General features: G+C 61.4%; 17 protein-coding genes. 10 read left to right on the top strand and 7 right to left on the bottom strand.

Annotated elements, in window-relative coordinates:
* Positions 1-68: 68 nt before the first annotated feature.
* Together ACM6I6_RS22715 and ACM6I6_RS22710 are read right to left on the bottom strand one after the other, a co-directional pair.
* Positions 69-1,472 (bottom strand): histidine kinase sensor domain-containing protein, encoded by a 1,404-nt coding sequence (locus ACM6I6_RS22715; RefSeq protein WP_406592546.1) that lies wholly within the window; start codon positions 1,470-1,472, stop codon positions 69-71.
* A complete protein-coding gene (locus ACM6I6_RS22710) occupies positions 1,462-2,181 on the bottom strand; it encodes a response regulator transcription factor (RefSeq protein ID WP_406592545.1) in 720 nt (239 codons plus the stop codon). The genes ACM6I6_RS22715 and ACM6I6_RS22710 overlap by 11 nt, the downstream gene beginning before the upstream one ends.
* A gap of 214 nt (positions 2,182-2,395) precedes the next feature.
* Here ACM6I6_RS22710 and ACM6I6_RS22705 point away from each other — a divergent pair, with 214 nt between their 5' ends.
* From ACM6I6_RS22705 to ACM6I6_RS22690, 4 genes are all read left to right on the top strand, one after another.
* Positions 2,396-5,149: a response regulator gene (locus ACM6I6_RS22705; protein WP_323608136.1), complete on the top strand. Its 2,754-nt coding sequence runs from the start codon at positions 2,396-2,398 to the stop codon at positions 5,147-5,149.
* Between the two features lie 21 nt (positions 5,150-5,170).
* Positions 5,171-6,163, top strand: coding sequence for a 2-hydroxyacid dehydrogenase (locus ACM6I6_RS22700; protein ID WP_414920742.1), 993 nt, complete (start codon positions 5,171-5,173; stop codon positions 6,161-6,163).
* A gap of 77 nt (positions 6,164-6,240) precedes the next feature.
* Positions 6,241-6,675, top strand: a complete 435-nt coding sequence (locus ACM6I6_RS22695; protein ID WP_020799714.1) for a hypothetical protein — start codon at positions 6,241-6,243, stop codon at positions 6,673-6,675.
* Entirely contained in the window at positions 6,675-7,079 is a 405-nt protein-coding gene (locus tag ACM6I6_RS22690; RefSeq protein ID WP_274072911.1) for an META domain-containing protein, read from the top strand. Before ACM6I6_RS22695 ends, ACM6I6_RS22690 begins: the two co-directional genes overlap by 1 nt.
* Positions 7,080-7,197: 118 nt before the next feature.
* Here ACM6I6_RS22690 and ACM6I6_RS22685 read toward each other — a convergent pair whose 3' ends face one another.
* Positions 7,198-7,665: a TlpA family protein disulfide reductase gene (locus tag ACM6I6_RS22685; protein ID WP_274072910.1), complete on the bottom strand. Its 468-nt coding sequence runs from the start codon at positions 7,663-7,665 to the stop codon at positions 7,198-7,200.
* 114 nt (positions 7,666-7,779) lie between these two features.
* Here ACM6I6_RS22685 and arsC point away from each other — a divergent pair, with 114 nt between their 5' ends.
* The 3 genes from arsC to ACM6I6_RS22670 are packed head-to-tail and all read left to right on the top strand — an operon-like array spanning position 7,780 to position 9,154.
* Positions 7,780-8,133, top strand: coding sequence for an arsenate reductase (glutaredoxin) (arsC, locus tag ACM6I6_RS22680; RefSeq protein WP_414920741.1), 354 nt, complete (start codon positions 7,780-7,782; stop codon positions 8,131-8,133).
* Positions 8,130-8,726, top strand: a complete 597-nt coding sequence (gene wrbA, locus ACM6I6_RS22675) for an NAD(P)H:quinone oxidoreductase (RefSeq protein ID WP_273919074.1) — start codon at positions 8,130-8,132, stop codon at positions 8,724-8,726. Before arsC ends, wrbA begins: the two co-directional genes overlap by 4 nt.
* Positions 8,727-8,728: 2 nt before the next feature.
* Entirely contained in the window at positions 8,729-9,154 is a 426-nt protein-coding gene (locus ACM6I6_RS22670) for a DUF2069 domain-containing protein (protein WP_274072908.1), read from the top strand.
* A gap of 99 nt (positions 9,155-9,253) precedes the next feature.
* Here the strand turns inward: ACM6I6_RS22670 and ACM6I6_RS22665 are convergent, their stop codons facing one another.
* Both ACM6I6_RS22665 and ttcA read right to left on the bottom strand, forming a co-directional pair.
* Positions 9,254-9,928 (bottom strand): DNA-3-methyladenine glycosylase I, encoded by a 675-nt coding sequence (locus ACM6I6_RS22665; protein ID WP_323608132.1) that lies wholly within the window; start codon positions 9,926-9,928, stop codon positions 9,254-9,256.
* A 147-nt stretch (positions 9,929-10,075) separates the two neighbouring features.
* Positions 10,076-10,900: a tRNA 2-thiocytidine(32) synthetase TtcA gene (gene ttcA, locus ACM6I6_RS22660; RefSeq protein ID WP_090324525.1), complete on the bottom strand. Its 825-nt coding sequence runs from the start codon at positions 10,898-10,900 to the stop codon at positions 10,076-10,078.
* Between the two features lie 280 nt (positions 10,901-11,180).
* On the opposite strand from ttcA, the gene ACM6I6_RS22655 reads away from it, so the two are divergent.
* A complete protein-coding gene (locus ACM6I6_RS22655) occupies positions 11,181-11,783 on the top strand; it encodes a Yip1 family protein (protein ID WP_008054814.1) in 603 nt (200 codons plus the stop codon).
* A gap of 157 nt (positions 11,784-11,940) precedes the next feature.
* Positions 11,941-12,435: a SprT family zinc-dependent metalloprotease gene (locus ACM6I6_RS22650; RefSeq protein WP_274072906.1), complete on the top strand. Its 495-nt coding sequence runs from the start codon at positions 11,941-11,943 to the stop codon at positions 12,433-12,435.
* Between the two features lie 105 nt (positions 12,436-12,540).
* Here ACM6I6_RS22650 and ACM6I6_RS22645 read toward each other — a convergent pair whose 3' ends face one another.
* Both ACM6I6_RS22645 and ACM6I6_RS22640 read right to left on the bottom strand, forming a co-directional pair.
* Positions 12,541-13,722 (bottom strand): CaiB/BaiF CoA-transferase family protein, encoded by a 1,182-nt coding sequence (locus ACM6I6_RS22645; RefSeq protein ID WP_323608131.1) that lies wholly within the window; start codon positions 13,720-13,722, stop codon positions 12,541-12,543.
* Between the two features lie 142 nt (positions 13,723-13,864).
* Complete coding sequence (locus ACM6I6_RS22640; protein ID WP_274072904.1) at positions 13,865-15,199, bottom strand: dicarboxylate/amino acid:cation symporter; 1,335 nt, start codon at positions 15,197-15,199, stop codon at positions 13,865-13,867.
* 338 nt (positions 15,200-15,537) lie between these two features.
* Between ACM6I6_RS22640 and ACM6I6_RS22635 the strand changes: the two genes are divergently transcribed.
* Positions 15,538-16,536 (top strand): AraC family transcriptional regulator ligand-binding domain-containing protein, encoded by a 999-nt coding sequence (locus ACM6I6_RS22635; RefSeq protein ID WP_414920740.1) that lies wholly within the window; start codon positions 15,538-15,540, stop codon positions 16,534-16,536.
* Positions 16,537-16,544: the final 8 nt, after the last annotated feature.

Raw genomic sequence — 16,544 nt, 5'->3', positions numbered from 1 at the left:
ATGCTTGAAATGACCGGTGATACCCTTTGGGAAATGTCGTACAGAAACTCGGGAACGCTCCCGCAAAATCAGAGCGTTGTAGGAAGGGAGAGCCTGCTCGCGTAGGAGTCATCACTGACAGCTCCATCATCCGCCACCAACCGCATATTAATCCGCAAGCCGCTCCCGGTGTTCTGCGCCCAGAGCTTTCCGCCCTGACGCCGCACTGCATTCCGGGCAATACTCAAGCCCAGGCCAAATCCACCGTCCCCCGGCCGCGAGCCGTCGAGGCGGGTGAAGGGCAAGAAGATTCGCTCAAGATCGTTTTCCGCCACGCCGCCGCCCTGATCCTCCAGCCATAGGTGCCAGAAATCACCATCGCGTTGCCCGCCCAGATGGACAATGCCACCCTTGGGCGAATGTCGAATCGCATTACGCAGCATGTTCTCCAGGGCCTGGGCCAGGGTATTGAGGTGGCCGCGCACCCAGCAGGAGGCGTCCACCGAACATTGCAATTGCCCATCCGGCCAGCAACTTTCGTAGCAGGCGTTTTCCGTGAGCATTTCCCACAAGGCCTGGACCTGAATCGCTTCGTCGGGCAATCGCGTGCGTTCCGTGTCGAGCCAGGCCAATTGCAGCGTGTCTTCCACCAGCCGTTGCATGCCGTCGACCTCGCGGCCGATGCGCTCGCGCAACTGCTCCAGGCCCTGCTCGCTTTCACTGGCCACCCGCAGGCGGCTCAACGGCGTGCGCAATTCATGGGACAGGTCGCGTAATAGTTGTTGCTGCAGCGCCACGGTGCTTTGCAGACGTTCGGACATGTGATCGAACGCCCTGCCCAGTTCTCCCAGTTCGTCGGCGCGATTGGTGGTGCGGCGCGACAGTCGCACGTTGAGCTGATCGGCACGCCAGGCGTTGGCTTGTTCGCGCAGGTGATTGAGCGGCACCACCAGCAAGCGGTACAGGCCGACGCACAACAGCAAGGTGAACAACCCGGGAATGACGCCGTTGGTGATCACCCGCCAGAACACCCGATAGCGTCCCGGCACAAAGCGTTGGGGCAGTTCGATCACCAGGCTGCCGACGGAAGGGTCGCCGGGAAACGGCACCCGCATCCACGGCCGGCCTTTCTTGTGAATAGGCCAATCCAGGCCGCGCAGAAACGTCAGGTGTTCAATTTCATCGTCCGTCAGCGCAAAGCTGCTCAAGGACTGCAGGTCACCGCCGATGACGCCAACCCAGCTCTTTTCCCTTTGATGCATGGTCTGCAGCCAGTCATCGACCCCCTCGGTCCGGCGCTGTTGCCACGCCTGTTCCGCCTCGGCGGCATAACGCGTCAAGGTGCCTCGGGCCTCGTCCGAGAGGAACTGGTTGCGCTGCTCCATGTAGCGGCCCCAGGACCAGCTCAACCAGATCATCAGCAGGCAGAACGCCACCAACAGGCAGGCCAGTTTCCAGAACAGCGAATGCCGGCCCGGCAAGTTACATTTCATCGCCGGCACTCAGGATGTAGCCCTTGCCCCAGACCGTGCGCACTTCCCGCTCGGTATAGCCGATGGCCTTGAGTTTGCGGCGAATCTGGCTGATGTGCATGTCCAGGCTGCGATCGTGGGCGGCATAACCTCGTTGCAGGACCTGCTGATAAAGGAAGGCCTTGCTCAATACTTCATCGGCGCTGCGGCTCAGGGTTTCCAGCAGGCGATATTCACTGCGGGTCAGGCCGGCAGGCTGCTGCCGATAAAATACGTCGCAGCGCTCGTCGTCGAAACGCAGGCTGTCCACCTCGGCCACCAGCGCCACCGGCGTCGGCCGGCGATCGAGCGCTACCCGGCGCAGGATGGCTTCGATACGTACGCGCAACTCGGCCATGCTGAAGGGTTTGGGCAGGTAATCATCGGCCCCCAGTTGAAAGCCGCTGATGCGATCGGCCTCGGCGCCGAGTGCCGACATCAGCAACACCGGGGTGGAATGGCTGCGGCGCAGTTGCGTCAGCGCCGCCAGCCCGTCCAGCCCCGGCAACAGGATGTCCATCAACACCACATCGAAGGCTTGCTCGCGGGCCATGTCCAGGCCTTCCTGGCCATTCTGGCACCAGGTTACCTGAAAGCCGCTACGGCCCAGATGTTCATGGACATAGGCACCGAGTACGAGATCGTCTTCGATGGCGAGGATACGGGGATGGCCAGCGCTGATGGTCGTCATTATTATCTGCAAATAATTCTCAGTTGTTAATTATTCAAGATTGCCTCGCCCGGGGCAACCCGAGGGCTTGCGCAAGACGCAAAAGCCCACGAACAACCGACGAGTGACGACATCAATTACCGAGGATCGCCCGCGTGCAAATCGCTACACTGCGCAAGTGGCGCGTGCCGGACGCATGCGCTGCCCTATAAATAGCCGGTTGCAGGAGAGAGGCGTGCTGACGAAACTGGGAATCAAAGGCCGCGTGCTGTTGCTGACGCTGCTGCCGACCAGCCTGATGGCATTGGTCCTGGGCGGCTATTTCACCTGGATGCAGCAATCGGACCTGCAGACCCAACTCCTGCAGCGCGGCGAAATGATCGCCGAGCAACTGGCGCCGCTGGTGGCGCCCGCCATGGGCCACAACAACAACGAACTGCTGGAACGTATCGCCACCCAGTCCCTGGAACAGCCGGACGTGCGCGCCGTGACCTTCCTGGCCCCGGACCGCACGCCGCTGGCCCACGCCGGGCCGATCATGCTGACCCAGGCGCCCATGGGCGAAGGTTCGCAAATGCTGCGCCGCAGTGGCAGTGAAGCCACGCGTTACCTGCTGCCGGTGTTCGGCAAACACCGCAACCTGGCCGGCGACGTGATTCCCGATGAAGCCGACCGCCTGCTGGGCTGGGTCGAACTCGAGCTGTCCCACAATGGCATGCTGTTGCGTGGCTACCGCAGCCTGTTCGCCAGCCTGCTGATGATCGGCGCCGGCCTCGGGGGCGCGGCGCTACTGGCCTTGCGCATGGGCCGCACGATCAATCGGCCGCTGACCCAGATCAAACAGGCCGTGGCCCAACTCAAGGACGGTCACCTGGAAACCCGCCTGCCGCCCCTGGGCAGCCAGGAGCTGGATGAATTGGCCTCCGGCATCAATCGCATGGCCGGCACCCTGCAGAATGCCCAGGAAGAACTGCAACACAGCATCGACCAGGCCACCGAGGACGTGCGCCAGAACCTCGAGACCATCGAGATCCAGAACATCGAACTCGACCTGGCGCGCATGGAAGCCCTGGAGGCGAGCCGGATCAAGTCCGAGTTCCTGGCCAACATGAGCCATGAAATTCGCACGCCGCTCAACGGCATCCTTGGCTTCACCCATCTGCTGCAGAAAAGTGAACTGACCCCGCGCCAGCTCGATTACCTGGGCACCATCGAAAAGTCTGCCGACAGCCTGCTGGGCATCATCAACGAGATCCTCGACTTTTCGAAGATCGAGGCCGGCAAGCTAGTGCTCGACCATATTCCGTTCAATCTGCGCGACCTGCTGCAGGACACATTGACCATTCTCGCCCCCGCAGCCCACGCCAAACAGCTGGAGCTGATCAGCCTGGTGTATCGCGACACGCCCCTGTCGCTGGTGGGCGATCCGTTGCGGCTCAAGCAGATCCTGACCAACCTGGTCAGCAACGCGATCAAGTTCACCCGCGAGGGCACCATCGTCGCCCGGGCCATGCTCGAGGAAGAACACGAAGACAGCGTGCAACTGCGCATCAGCATCCAGGACACCGGCATCGGCCTGTCGAGCCAGGATGTGCGCGCGTTGTTCCAGGCCTTCAGCCAGGCCGATAACTCGCTGTCGCGGCAACCCGGCGGCACCGGCCTGGGGCTGGTGATCTCCAAGCGCCTGATCGAACAAATGGGGGGCGAGATTGGTGTCGATAGCACCCCGGGCGAGGGATCGGAGTTCTGGATCAGCCTGAACCTGCCCAAGGCCCGCGACGATGCCGAAGACCTGCCGAGCGCGCCGCTGCTCGGTCGGCGGATCGCCGTGCTGGAAAACCATGAGCTGGCGCGCCAGGCGTTGCAGCATCAACTGGAAGACTGCGGCCTGGACGTCACCCCGTTCACTACCCTGGAAAGCCTGGCGAACGGCGTCACCGGCGCGCATCAGACCGATCAGGCGATCGAACTCGCGGTGCTCGGAATCACCAGCAACGACATGCCACCGGAACGCCTCAACCAGCACATCTGGGACCTCGAGCACCTGGGCTGCAAAGTGCTGGTGTTGTGTCCCACCACCGAACAGACGCTGTTCCACCTGTCGGTGCCGAACCCCCACAGCCAGCTCCAGGCCAAACCGGCTTGCACCCGCAAGCTGCGGCGTGCGCTGTCCGACCTGGTCAACCCGCGGCAGTTGCGCAGCGAAGCCAGCGAGCCGGTGTCCAGCCGCGCGCCGAAGGTGCTGTGCGTCGACGACAACCCGGCCAATCTGCTGCTGGTGCAAACCCTGCTCGAAGACATGGGCGCCAAGGTGCTCGCCGTGGAAAGCGGTTATGCGGCGATCAAGGCGGTGCAGAACGAGACGTTCGACCTGGTGCTGATGGACGTGCAAATGCCCGGCATGGATGGGCGCCAAAGTACCGAGGCGATCCGCCAATGGGAAAGCGAGCGGCATTGCACGCCGCTGCCGATCGTAGCCCTCACGGCGCATGCCATGGCCAACGAAAAACGCGCCTTGCTGCAAAGCGGCATGGACGATTACCTGACCAAGCCGATCAGCGAGCGGCAATTGGCGCAGGTGGTCCTCAAATGGAGCGGGCTGGCACTGCGCAACCACACACCGGACCGCGCAGGCGACAGCCACGGCAGCACCTACGAGTTGCAGGTGCTCGATCACGAAGAAGGCTTGCGCCTGGCTGCCGGCAAGGCCGATCTGGCCGCCGACATGCTGGCAATGCTGCTGGCGTCGCTGGAAGCCGACCGTGAAGCCATCCGCCAGGCCCAGCAAAGCAACGACCACAACGCCCTGATCGAGCGGGTTCATCGCCTGCACGGCGCGACCCGTTATTGCGGCGTACCGCAACTGCGCGCCGCCTGCCAACGCAGTGAAACCCTGCTCAAGCAGAAAGACCCGAAGGCCTTTGGCGCACTTGAAGACCTCGACCGGGCGATCAATCGCCTGGCGGCCCAGGCGCGCATCAACGCCTGATGCACATTCCAGGAGGACCACATGCGCACGATACTTTTCAGCAGCCAGACCTACGACCGCGACAGCTTTCTTGCCGCCCACCTGCCGCCCGGTATCGAGCTGCACTTTCAGCCGGCACGCCTGAGCCTCGACACCGTGGCGCTGGCAGAGCATCACGAGGTGGTCTGCGCCTTCATCAATGATGACCTCGGCGCCCCGGTGCTCGAACGCCTGGCCGCAGGCGGCACACGCCTGATCGCCCTGCGCTCGGCCGGCTACAACCATGTCGACCTCGCGGCGGCGAAGCGCCTGGGGCTGGCGATCGTGCGCGTCCCGGCCTATTCGCCCCACGCCGTGGCCGAGCATGCCGTCGCCCTGATCCTGGCACTCAACCGCCGCCTGCACCGCGCCTACAACCGCACCCGCGAAGGCGATTTCAGCCTGCACGGGCTGACGGGGTTCGACCTGGTGGGCAAGACCGTCGGCGTGGTCGGCACCGGGCAGATCGGCGCGACTTTCGCGAAAATCATGCACGGGTTCGGCTGCCAGTTGCTGGCCTACGACCCGTTCCCCAATCCCCAGGTCGAAGCCCTTGGCGCCCGCTACCTGGACTTGCCGCAGTTGCTGGCCGAGTCGCAGATCATCAGCCTGCACTGTCCGCTCAATGCCCAGAGCAAGCATTTGATCAACCGCCAGACCCTGGCGCACATGCAGCCAGGCGCCATGTTGATCAACACCGGCCGCGGCGGCCTGGTGGACACCCCGGCGCTGATCGATGCCTTGAAGAGCGGCCAACTGGGTTATTTGGGACTGGATGTGTATGAAGAGGAAGCCCAACTGTTCTTCGAGGACCGTTCCGACCTGCCGTTGCAGGACGATGTACTGGCGCGGTTGCTGACCTTCCCCAACGTGATCGTCACGGCCCACCAGGCCTTCCTGACCCGCGAAGCCCTGGGGGCGATTGCCGCGACCACCTTGCAGAACATCGCGGCGTGGGCGGCCGGGTCGCCAGAGAATCAGGTCGATGGTGATTGAACCTGATCGAAGGTCATATGCCTGCGGCATGCTTCGCGTAAGCCCGTGCTAGCATATCGCGCATATTTGGAGGACCCATGGTCGAACACGATTTCCGCTACACCCTGATGAACCCGCAACACACCCTCACCGAATGCCGCGCCCTGGTGCCGGGGCGTTATCAAGTCACCGGCAACGGCGGCTCGATTCGTAATAACGACGTGCTGGTCGTGACCCTCAAGGGCGCCAAGGACTTGTCCATGCGCCTGACCGTCGAAACGGTTCGCCACCTGATCAACCCTCCTGGCCAATGGGTCGCGGTGGCCAGTGGCCCGGTGTTCGGCGAACTGGCGATCCATACCTGGCAGGTGAATTGCGACAGCTGCGCCAAAGAACTGAGTTTCGAGTTCGCCGTGGACGCCAAGCTTGGCAACAAGGCTGAAAAGCCTGCCGCCACCGCGCGGATTGCCGAGTTGGGCTGGACCACCGTTGGCGAAAAGCACCTGTGCCCCAAATGCCAGGAGCCTGCGTGATGAAACGCCTCGCCCTGACCGCGATGGTCGGTGCCAGCCTGGTGGGCTGCGCCGCCGAACCAGTGCAACTTGAACAAAACCGCAGTTACATCCTGGAGTGGATCGGCGAGCGTCCGTTGATGGATTACAGCCACCTGACCATCACCCTGGGTGAGGACGGTCGCGCCTACGGTAACGGCGGCTGCAACCACTGGTTCGCGCCGTACACCCTGGAAGGCCACAAGCTGAGCTTCGGCAAGATCGGCAGCACCCGCAAACTCTGTGCGCCGGCCCTGATGGAGCAGGAAAAACGCTTCCTCCAGGCACTGGAAGGCGTGCAGCGCTGGGATGTCTCGTCCATCGACCAGATGCGTTTCTGGCCTGCCGAAGGCAAGCCGCTGCGCTGGTGGCTGGAAGAGGGTTGATCCCCTCTAAACCTGTAGGAGCCGGCTTGCCGGCGAAGGCGTCTTTGACCATTTCGCTGGACTGTCGGACCTCTTCGCTGGCAAGCCAGCTCCTACACGGTTTGTCGTTGCCACCCGCCTAATTTTTCGCCTGTAATGCTTCGAGCTTGGCCACCACCCCCGCCGCCGTCTGCTCGCCCATCAACTGCTCCCGCACCTTGCCCTTGTTATCGATGATGTAGGTCACCGGCAACGCCTCGCTGCGCGGCAATTCGAACAACTCGGAAGGGTCCTGCGCCAGCACGGTGAACTTGATCCCGAGTTTCTCGCTGGCACTTTTCAGCTCTTCGCCCTGCACGTTGTCGAAGTTGACCCCGAACACGCCGATCTTCCTGTCCTTGAGCTGCTCGGCCAGGGTGTTCAGCTCCGGAATCTCGGTGCGGCACGGGCCGCACCATTCCGCCCAGTAATTGATCACCAGCCATTTGCCGTCCAGACGCTCGGCGGCGACCTTCTGTCCGTTCTGATCGATCCCGTAGTCGTTACCGCAGCCCCCCAGCATCAACGCCCCGATAATCGTCAATGCCGCTGCCAGTCGCCTTGTCATGTCGTGTTCCTTGTCAAAAATTGAAAGCGCCTGCGACCCGTCGCCTGCCAAGGTTCAGGATTAGGCGCTGCCCAGTTAGAATAGCCGCCACCTTACGCAAGATGCGACCCGCTCATGACCGATCTGACGCTTTATCACAACCCGCGCTGCTCGAAATCCCGCGGTGCGCTCGAACTGCTGCAAGCCCGCGGCCTGACCCCGACGGTGTTCCGCTACCTGGAAACGCCGCTGGACGCCGCGCAAATCCAGAGCCTGCTGGGCAAACTCGGGATCAGTGCGCGGCAACTGCTGCGCACCGGCGAAGACGAATACAAGACCCTGAACCTGGCCGACAGCAGCCTGAGCGAGGCGCAGTTGATCGCCGCCATCGCCGCCCACCCGAAACTGATGGAGCGACCGATCCTCGAAGTCGGCGACAAGGCCATCATCGGCCGTCCGCCAGAGCAGGTCCTGGAGCTGTTGCCGTGAGTGCGCCGTACATTCTGGTGCTGTATTACAGCCGCAGCGGTTCGACCAATGAAATGGCCCGGCAGATTGCCCGTGGCGTCGAACAGGCCGGCCTTGAAGCCCGACTGCGCACGGTACCGGCGATTTCCACCGAATGCGAAGCCGTGTCCCCGGATATCCCGGACGAAGGCGCGCTCTACGCCAGCCTCGATGACCTGAAGAACTGCGCAGGCCTGGCGCTGGGCAGTCCGACCCGCTTCGGCAACATGGCGGCGCCGCTCAAGTACTTCCTCGACGGCACCAGCAACCTGTGGCTGACCGGCGCCCTGGTCGGCAAGCCTGCCGGTGTGTTCACCTCCACCGCAAGCCTGCATGGCGGGCAGGAAACCACCCTGCTGTCGATGATGCTGCCGTTGTTGCACCACGGCATGCTGATCACCGGCCTGCCCTACAGCGAGTCGGCACTCCTGGAAACCCAGGGCGGCGGCACGCCGTACGGCGCCAGCCATCATGCCGGTGCCGATGGCAAAAGCGGCCTGGATACCCACGAAGTGGCGTTGTGTCGTGCACTCGGTATGCGCTTGGCCAAGACTGCTCAGAAACTGGAGGGTTGAGGGTGGCCAAGAAGCCGAAGGTCCTGCCCGCTATCGAATGGCTTGAGCCACGGGTTCGGGTCATGCGCGTCATCAGCCTGCTGTGTTTCCTTGGCCTGGTGGGATTGCTCTGCGTTTACTACCTGATGGTCGCTGACCTGCACGGTGCGCGGCCGTGGGTGATTCTGCTGATCGAGCTGGTGCCGTTGTTGCTGCTCGCGCCGGGGATGATTGTCGGCAATGCCCGGGGGCATTCATGGATGTGCTTTGTGGTGAACCTGTATTTCATCAAGGGCGCATTGGCCGCCTATGACCCGAACCGGCAGTTCTTCGGTGTGCTGGAGATGGCCGCAAGCCTGGCGGTGTTCTGTTCGGCACTGTTGTATGTGCGGTGGCGGTATCAGTTGAACCGCAAGTTGGCTGGCGAGGGCGAGATCTCCGTCGCCTGACAGAATGCAATCGCCAGCAGGCTGGCTCCCACAGGGGACTTGTGTCCTGCACAGATCCAATGTGGGAGCCAGCCTGCTGGCGATTGGAGCCACGCGGTCTCAATGATTGACGGTGTAAGCCAGCATCATCGAGATCTGGCTCATCGGCCGCCCGCCACTTTCCTCATGCCACTGGTTGAACACTTCCTGCACCAACGCCAGGTCGCGCAAGCTGGTCGGCACCTTGTCGACGATCTTCTGCGCATTCAACGCCGCCACCACGTCATAGCTCGGCACAAAGGTGTCCTTGCCGACCATGCGCAAGAATCGCGGCGCTGACAGGCCGCCCAACTGATGGCCGCGTTTTTTCAGGAAGGTCCAGAGCCCGACGATATCGGTCACTGGCCAATCGGCAATCAGCGCGCCGAAGCTGCCCTTTTCATGGGCCACGTCGAGAATGAACTGCGCATTGCGCGGCACGCTCTTGAGCTTGCCCAGATGGCGGATGATCCGCGTGTCCTGCATCAGCCGTTCCAGGTGTTCGGCGCTCATCAGCACGACTTTTTCCGGGTCGAATCTGAAAAACACTTCTTCGAAGGCTGGCCACTTGGCGTCCACCAGGCTGTGCTTGAGCCCGGCGCGGAAGACCCGCAATGCCATGGTCGAGAGGTAGCGGTCATCGCTGATCTTGCGCAATTGCGCCGGGGTCTTGGGCAGGGGCAGATGGGCTTCCAGTTCAGCGGCCGAACCGAAGCGGTTCAGACAGTATTCGTTCAGCCACTTGTAATCGCGCATGCCCTCTCCTGAGGATTGAAAAATGAACTGCCAACTGGTGACAAAACCTGTGGGAGCCAGCCTGCTGGCGATGAAGCGGTGTCAGACAACAATGAAGCGCCTGACACTCCGCCATCGCCAGCAGGCTGGCTCCCACAGTAATCGGGTTTAGAGGTTGACCACATTGACGAAACGCGAAGCGGCGCTTTCGTCGATCTTGAGGCTGGTGAAGTCGAACAGGTTGCGGTCCGCCAGTTGCGACGGGATCACGTTCTGCAGGCTGCGGAAAATGCTTTCGGTACGGCCGGGGGTCTTGCGCTCCCAATCCTGCAGCATTTCCTTGACCACCTGGCGCTGCAGGTTTTCCTGGGAGCCACAGAGGTTGCACGGGATGATCGGGAACTGCTTGAGGTCCGAGTAGGCCTGGATGTCCTTCTCGTTGCAGTAGGCCAACGGGCGGATCACCACGTTGCGCCCGTCATCGGCGCGCAATTTCGGCGGCATGGCCTTGAGCGAACCGTTGAAGAACATGTTCAGGAAGAACGTCTCGACGATGTCGTCGCGGTGATGGCCGAGAGCCATCTTGGTCGCGCCAATTTCGTCGGCAAAGGTGTAGAGCGTACCGCGACGCAGGCGCGAGCACAGGGAGCAGGTGGTCTTGCCTTCCGGGATCAGCTCCTTGACCACCGAGTAGGTGTCTTTCTCGACGATGTGGTACTCGATCCCCAGTTCCTTGAGGTAGGCCGGCAGCACATGCTCGGGGAAACCCGGCTGTTTCTGGTCCATGTTCACGGCCACGATCTCGAACTTGATCGGCGCGACCTTCTGCAAGTGCATCAGCACATCAAGCATGGTGTAGCTGTCCTTGCCGCCGGACAGGCAGACCATGACCTTGTCACCGTCTTCAATCATGTTGAAATCGGCGACCGCCTCACCGGCCTGTCGGCGAAGGCGCTTTTGCAGTTTGTTCTGGTTGACCGTAAGAGTGCCCATGACGCGAAATCCGTGAGGTGTGACGAAAGGCGCGCATTTTACGCAAAAACCCATCAGGAACGAAGTACCCCGACGGATCGCGTGCCCTACAGATGCAACAGCGATTACCCGGGTGCTTTACAGCGCAATTTGCTCTAAGCCCTACCCCCTGTGGGGTTAAGACCTTCCTATACTGCGTCATAAGGTCGCAATCACATACAGACCTATTACTTACTTGGCCACATTGGCCCGTAGGGCGCTCCACTGGGGGGCGACGGTAAAAACAAGAGGAGTGACTGGCATGATCCATCACGTAGTGGGGCTCTTCACCCACCCTGACCAAGAATGGAAAGAGATTCGTGGCGATCAGGAAGAAAGTATCAGCCACATGTACCTGACCCACACGCTGATCCTGGCGGCGATACCGGCGGTATCGGCCTTTATCGGGACTACGCAGGTGGGCTGGGTCATCGGCAATCGCCCCCCGGTGATGCTGACCGTGGAAAGCGCACTATGGATGACAGTCATGTCGTACCTGGCGATGCTTGGCGGCGTAGCGGTAATGGGTGCGTTCATCCACTGGATGGCCCGCACCTATGACGCCAATCCGAGCCTGGCACGCTGCATCGCGTTCGCAACCTATACCGCTACACCGCTGTTCATCGGCGGCCTGGCGGCCCTGTACCCCCACCTGTGGCTGGGGATGGTCGTTGGCACTGCGGCCATCTGCTACACGGTCTACCTGCTGTATGTGGGGCTGCCAACCTTCATGAACATTCCATCTGACGAGGGCTTTCTGTTTTCAAGTTCGGTGCTCGCCGTAGGCCTGGTGGTGCTGGTCGCCATCATGGCGTTCACCGTGATTGTCTGGGGACTCGGCGTGGGGCCGGTCTATACCAATTAACACTCACCACAAAAAAATCAGATCTGCCGACACAGGCCGCCGCAAGGCGGCCTTTTAATGCCCGCGCCACAAGAGCGCCGAAGACCATTCGGCGCTTCGCAGATTCGCAAGGCACCGGGCTTGCGGCATACTGGACTGCTCTGGAGATCCATCAAGCATGCCCGAGCAACTCAATACCCGCGTCGAAGACTGTTTTCAACAAGCCGAATCCTTTTTCAAACGACCTTTCAAACGTCCTGTGGTGAGCTTCAAGCTGCGCGGGCAAAAAGCCGGTGTCGCGCACCTGCACGAGAACCTGCTGCGTTTCAATCCGCAGCTGTACCGGGAAAACACCGAAGATTTTCTCAAGCAGACCGTCGCCCACGAGGTCGCGCACCTGATCGCCCATCAACTGTTCGGTGACCGCATCCAGCCCCATGGCGAAGAGTGGCAACTGATCATGCGCGGCGTGTACGAATTGCCCCCCAACCGTTGCCACACCTACGACGTCAAACGCCGCAGCGTCACCCGCTACATCTACAAGTGCCCGTGCGCCGACAGCGATTTCCCGTTCTCGGCGCAGCGTCATGGTTTGGTGCGGCAGGGGCGGCGGTATTTGTGTCGGCGGTGTCGCAACACCTTGGTGTTCAGTGGGGAAATGCGCATCGAGTAGTGAGATTTGTGGTGTCTGGGTCGACCTCTTCGCCAGCAGGCTGGCTCCCACAGGGGAAGATCCATTGTGGGAGCCAGCCTGCTGGCGATGGCGGCCTGACAGGCGCTAGAGAATTACCTTGGCACGCCGAAGTTCCTCAATCCGCTCTACACCAAACCCCAACTCCCCCAACACCTGATCGGTATGCTGCCCCAGCGCCGCGCCAATATGCCTGGGCTCCGGCAACCCGCTTGAAAACTTCAATGGACAAGCCATCTGCGCCTGACTCGAACCATCCCCCCGCGGCACTTCAGCCACCAGTTCCCGCGCCTGCAACTGCGGATGCCGCACCGCCTCACCCAGGCTCAAGACCGGCTCGACACACGCATCGAGCTCGGCGAACAGTGCGCACAACTCGGCGAAGTCATGCTTTTCGAACTCAGTCTTCAACGCCTCCTTGAGCTGGCGTTGCTGTGCAGGCTGCGCAGATAACCCCAGGCTCGCCCACTCCTCCAGCCCGAGCGCCACACACAACTGTTTCATGAACCCCGGTTCCAGGCTGCCCACCGACAACCAGCGCCCATCCTGGGAGCGGTAATAGTCATAGAAGCTGCCGCCATTGAGCACCTGGTCTTCCCGACCCGGTTCGATCCCACAAGCCAGGTACCCGGCACCCGCCATGGCGTTCAGGCTGAACGCGCAATCGGTCATGCTCACGTCCAGATGCTGGCCCTGCCCGCTGTACTGGCGTGCGATCACGGCCGCCAGCAGGCCGATGACCCCGTGCAGCGAGCCACCGGCGATGTCTGCCACCTGCATGCCCAGCGGCAGCGGGCCACTGTCGGCGCGTCCGCTGTAGCTCGCAAGCCCGGCCAGGGCAAGGTAGTTGATGTCATGGCCGGCGCGGTCCTTGTAGGGGCCGGTCTGACCGTAACCGGTGATCGAAACATAGATCAGCCGGGGATTGATCGCTTTCAGGGCCTCATAGCCCAGCCCCAATCGCTCCATGACGCCGGGGCGGAACTGCTCCAGCACGATGTCGTAGTCCTGCAGCAATTGCGTGATCACTTCCAGCGCTTCGGGCTGCTTGAGATCCAGGGCCAGGCTGCGTTTGTTGCGATTGAGGTAGGCATGGCTGGCCGAAACGCCCTGATCGTGGGGCGGCAGCACGCGCAGCAGGTCCATGCGGGTGGGTGATTCGATGCGCAGCACCTCGGCGCCCATGTCCGCCAGCAATAGCGAAGCGAACGGACCCGGCAGCAGTGTCGAGAAATCCAGTACCTTGAGTGATGCCAGTGGACCGAGCATGAGAATTCTCCCTGGATGATGCCCCAGCCTAGGCAGCCAAGCGCTTTGCAGCAATCACCTTATGCGCCACATGCAATGACCGTTGTGCTCAAATCCCGGGCATGAAAAAACCCGCCGAAGCGGGTTTTTCATTCAACAAGACTTACCTGGCGTTGGTCGGGGCTACCTCTTCGACGTGGCCCAGAACATCGTCTTTAGGCTCGTCGGCAATGCCGCGACCGCCAGACGCCAGCTCGGATTGCAGAACGTCGGTGTCCAGCTCCTTGACCCACTTCGCCACGACGATGGTGGCAACGGCGTTACCGACCAGGTTGGTCAGTGCACGGGCTTCGGACATGAAGCGGTCGATACCCAGGATCAGCGCCAGGCCGGCAACCGGCAGGTGGCCGACGGCGGACAGGGTCGCCGCCAGTACGATGAAGCCCGAACCGGTAACGCCCGCAGCGCCCTTGGAAGACAGCAGCAACACCACCAGCAAGGTGATCTGGTGGGTGATGTCCATGTGGGTGTCGGTGGCCTGGGCAATGAACACAGCCGCCATGGTCAGGTAGATCGCCGTACCGTCGAGGTTGAACGAGTAGCCGGTCGGGATCACCAGGCCAACCACGGACTTCTGCGCCCCCAGACGCTCCATCTTGATCAGCATGCGCGGCAGCACCGACTCCGAAGAGGAAGTACCCAGCACGATCAACAGTTCTTCACGGATGTAGCGGATCATCTTCAGCACGCTGAAGCCGTGCAGGCGGGCAATCGAACCCAGCACGATCAGGATGAACAGCAGGCAAGTGATGTAGAAGCAGGCCATCAGCTGGCCCAGTTGCACCAGCGAGCCGACACCGTAGGCACCAATGGTGAAGGCCATGGCACCGAAGGCACCGATCGGCGCGAGCTTCATGATCATGTTGATGATGTTGAACATCACGTGGGCGAAACGATCGATGAAGTCCAGCAGCGGCTTGCCGTAGGCACCCAGGCGATGCAGGGCGAAACCGAAGATCACCGAGAACATCAGCACTTGCAGGATGTCACCCGTGGCGAATGCGCCGACGATGGTGGACGGAATCACATTGAGCAGGAAGCCGATGACGCTTTGGTCAGCGCCAGCAGCGACATACTGGGCAACCTTGGAGGCATCCAGGGTGGTCACGTCGATGTGCATGCCGTTACCCGGCTGGACGATGTTGACCACCACCAGGCCCACCAGCAGCGCGATGGTCGAAACGATCTCGAAGTACAGCAATGCGTAACCGCCGGTCTTGCCGACCGACTTCATGTCCTGCATGCCAGCGATACCGCTGACGACGGTACAGAAGATGATCGGCGCGATGATCATCTTGATCAGCTTGATGAACCCGTCACCCAGCGGTTTTACGGCCACACCGAGCTGTGGATAGAAGTGACCGAGCAAAATACCGATGACAATTGCAACGATCACCTGGAAATACAGGGATTTGTACAGTGGCTGACGAGTCGTCATTGCAAAGTTCCTCAAGAGTGCGCGGCGACAACATCCGACTGTTGCCCACCCCAACTCAATTGCGAACCCTCCTGCACTGGAGGGATTTGTTTTTTCGAGCTGCGCGACGGCAGGCATCTACGGGTTCTATCGCAAGGCTCGTGCCACCTTGTAGGAAAAGCCTGAAAGCCTTTTGGCATCAAGGGTTGCAGGTTGGTGCGGGTCAACACACGACAACTGCGCAGTGGCGGATTTCCGCCCAGTCGTCGAATCACATCCTGTAATCTGGCGGATATCCGCCTTGTTCATGCCCATGCAGCGCGGCTACCATCCGTCGTTCTATGGACGGACTTGCCTCTATGCGCGAACGCACCATTGCCAGTCATTTCGCCCGTGCCGCCCTCGGTGGCGCGCAACGGCGTGGCTACGATTATTCGATACTGCTGCAGCAAGTGGGGATCAGCCCCGAGCTGCTCGACGAGCCTCGAGCGCGCATTCCTCCAGAACAGTTCACCCGGCTGATACAGGCACTATGGCTCGCGCTGGACGACGAGTACCTGGGTTTCGGCCGAGGCATCAGCAAACCCGGCAGCTTCGCGATGATGTGTCATGCCGTGATCCATTGCCGCAATCTGGATAAGGCACTGCATCGCGGATTATTGTTTTATAGCCTTTTCCCGGACGCCCCGCGCCTGACGCTGACCCGCGAAGACGAAATGATTCGACTGAGTCTGGACGATTCGCAACTCTGGGACCCGGAACATTTCCTCAGCGAATGTCTATTGGTGATCTGGCATCGCTTCGCCAGTTGGTTGATCGGCCAGCGTATTCGACTGGAGCACGCCACGTTCAGCTACCCGCGACCGGAACATGGCGCCGAATACGAGCTGCTGTTCTCGTGCCCGCTCGAGTTTTCGGCACATCAAAGCAGCCTGCTGTTCCACGGCCGCTACCTGAACATGCCACTGCTACAGGACGAACGCACGCTCAAGCAGTTCCTTGAACGCTCGCCTGCCGATCTGTTATCGCGCCCGGACGACGGCCATAGCCTGAGCAGCCAGTTGCGACGCCTGCTCAGTCGCGACCGCTCCCCCTGGCCGGACCTGGAGGCCGTGGCTGAGCACCTGCATATCAGCCCGCAAACGCTACGTCGGCATCTGCGTGAAGAAAACACCAGTTTTCAGGAACTCAAGGACCAGCTACGCCGCGACATTGCCATTTATCACCTGGGCCGCAACGACTTGCCCTTGCAACAGATCGCCGAGCAATTGGGGTTTTCCGAGCCCTCGGCGTTTCACCGGGCATTCAAGAAGTGGACCGGGCTGACGCCGGGGGCTTACCGGGCCAGGGATTTGTAGGAGCCGGG

This window comes from Pseudomonas sp. IT-P218 (assembly GCF_949767605.1).
GTDB lineage: Bacteria > Pseudomonadota > Gammaproteobacteria > Pseudomonadales > Pseudomonadaceae > Aquipseudomonas > Aquipseudomonas putida_AE.
This window is presented reverse-complemented; position numbering and strand designations above follow the sequence as displayed.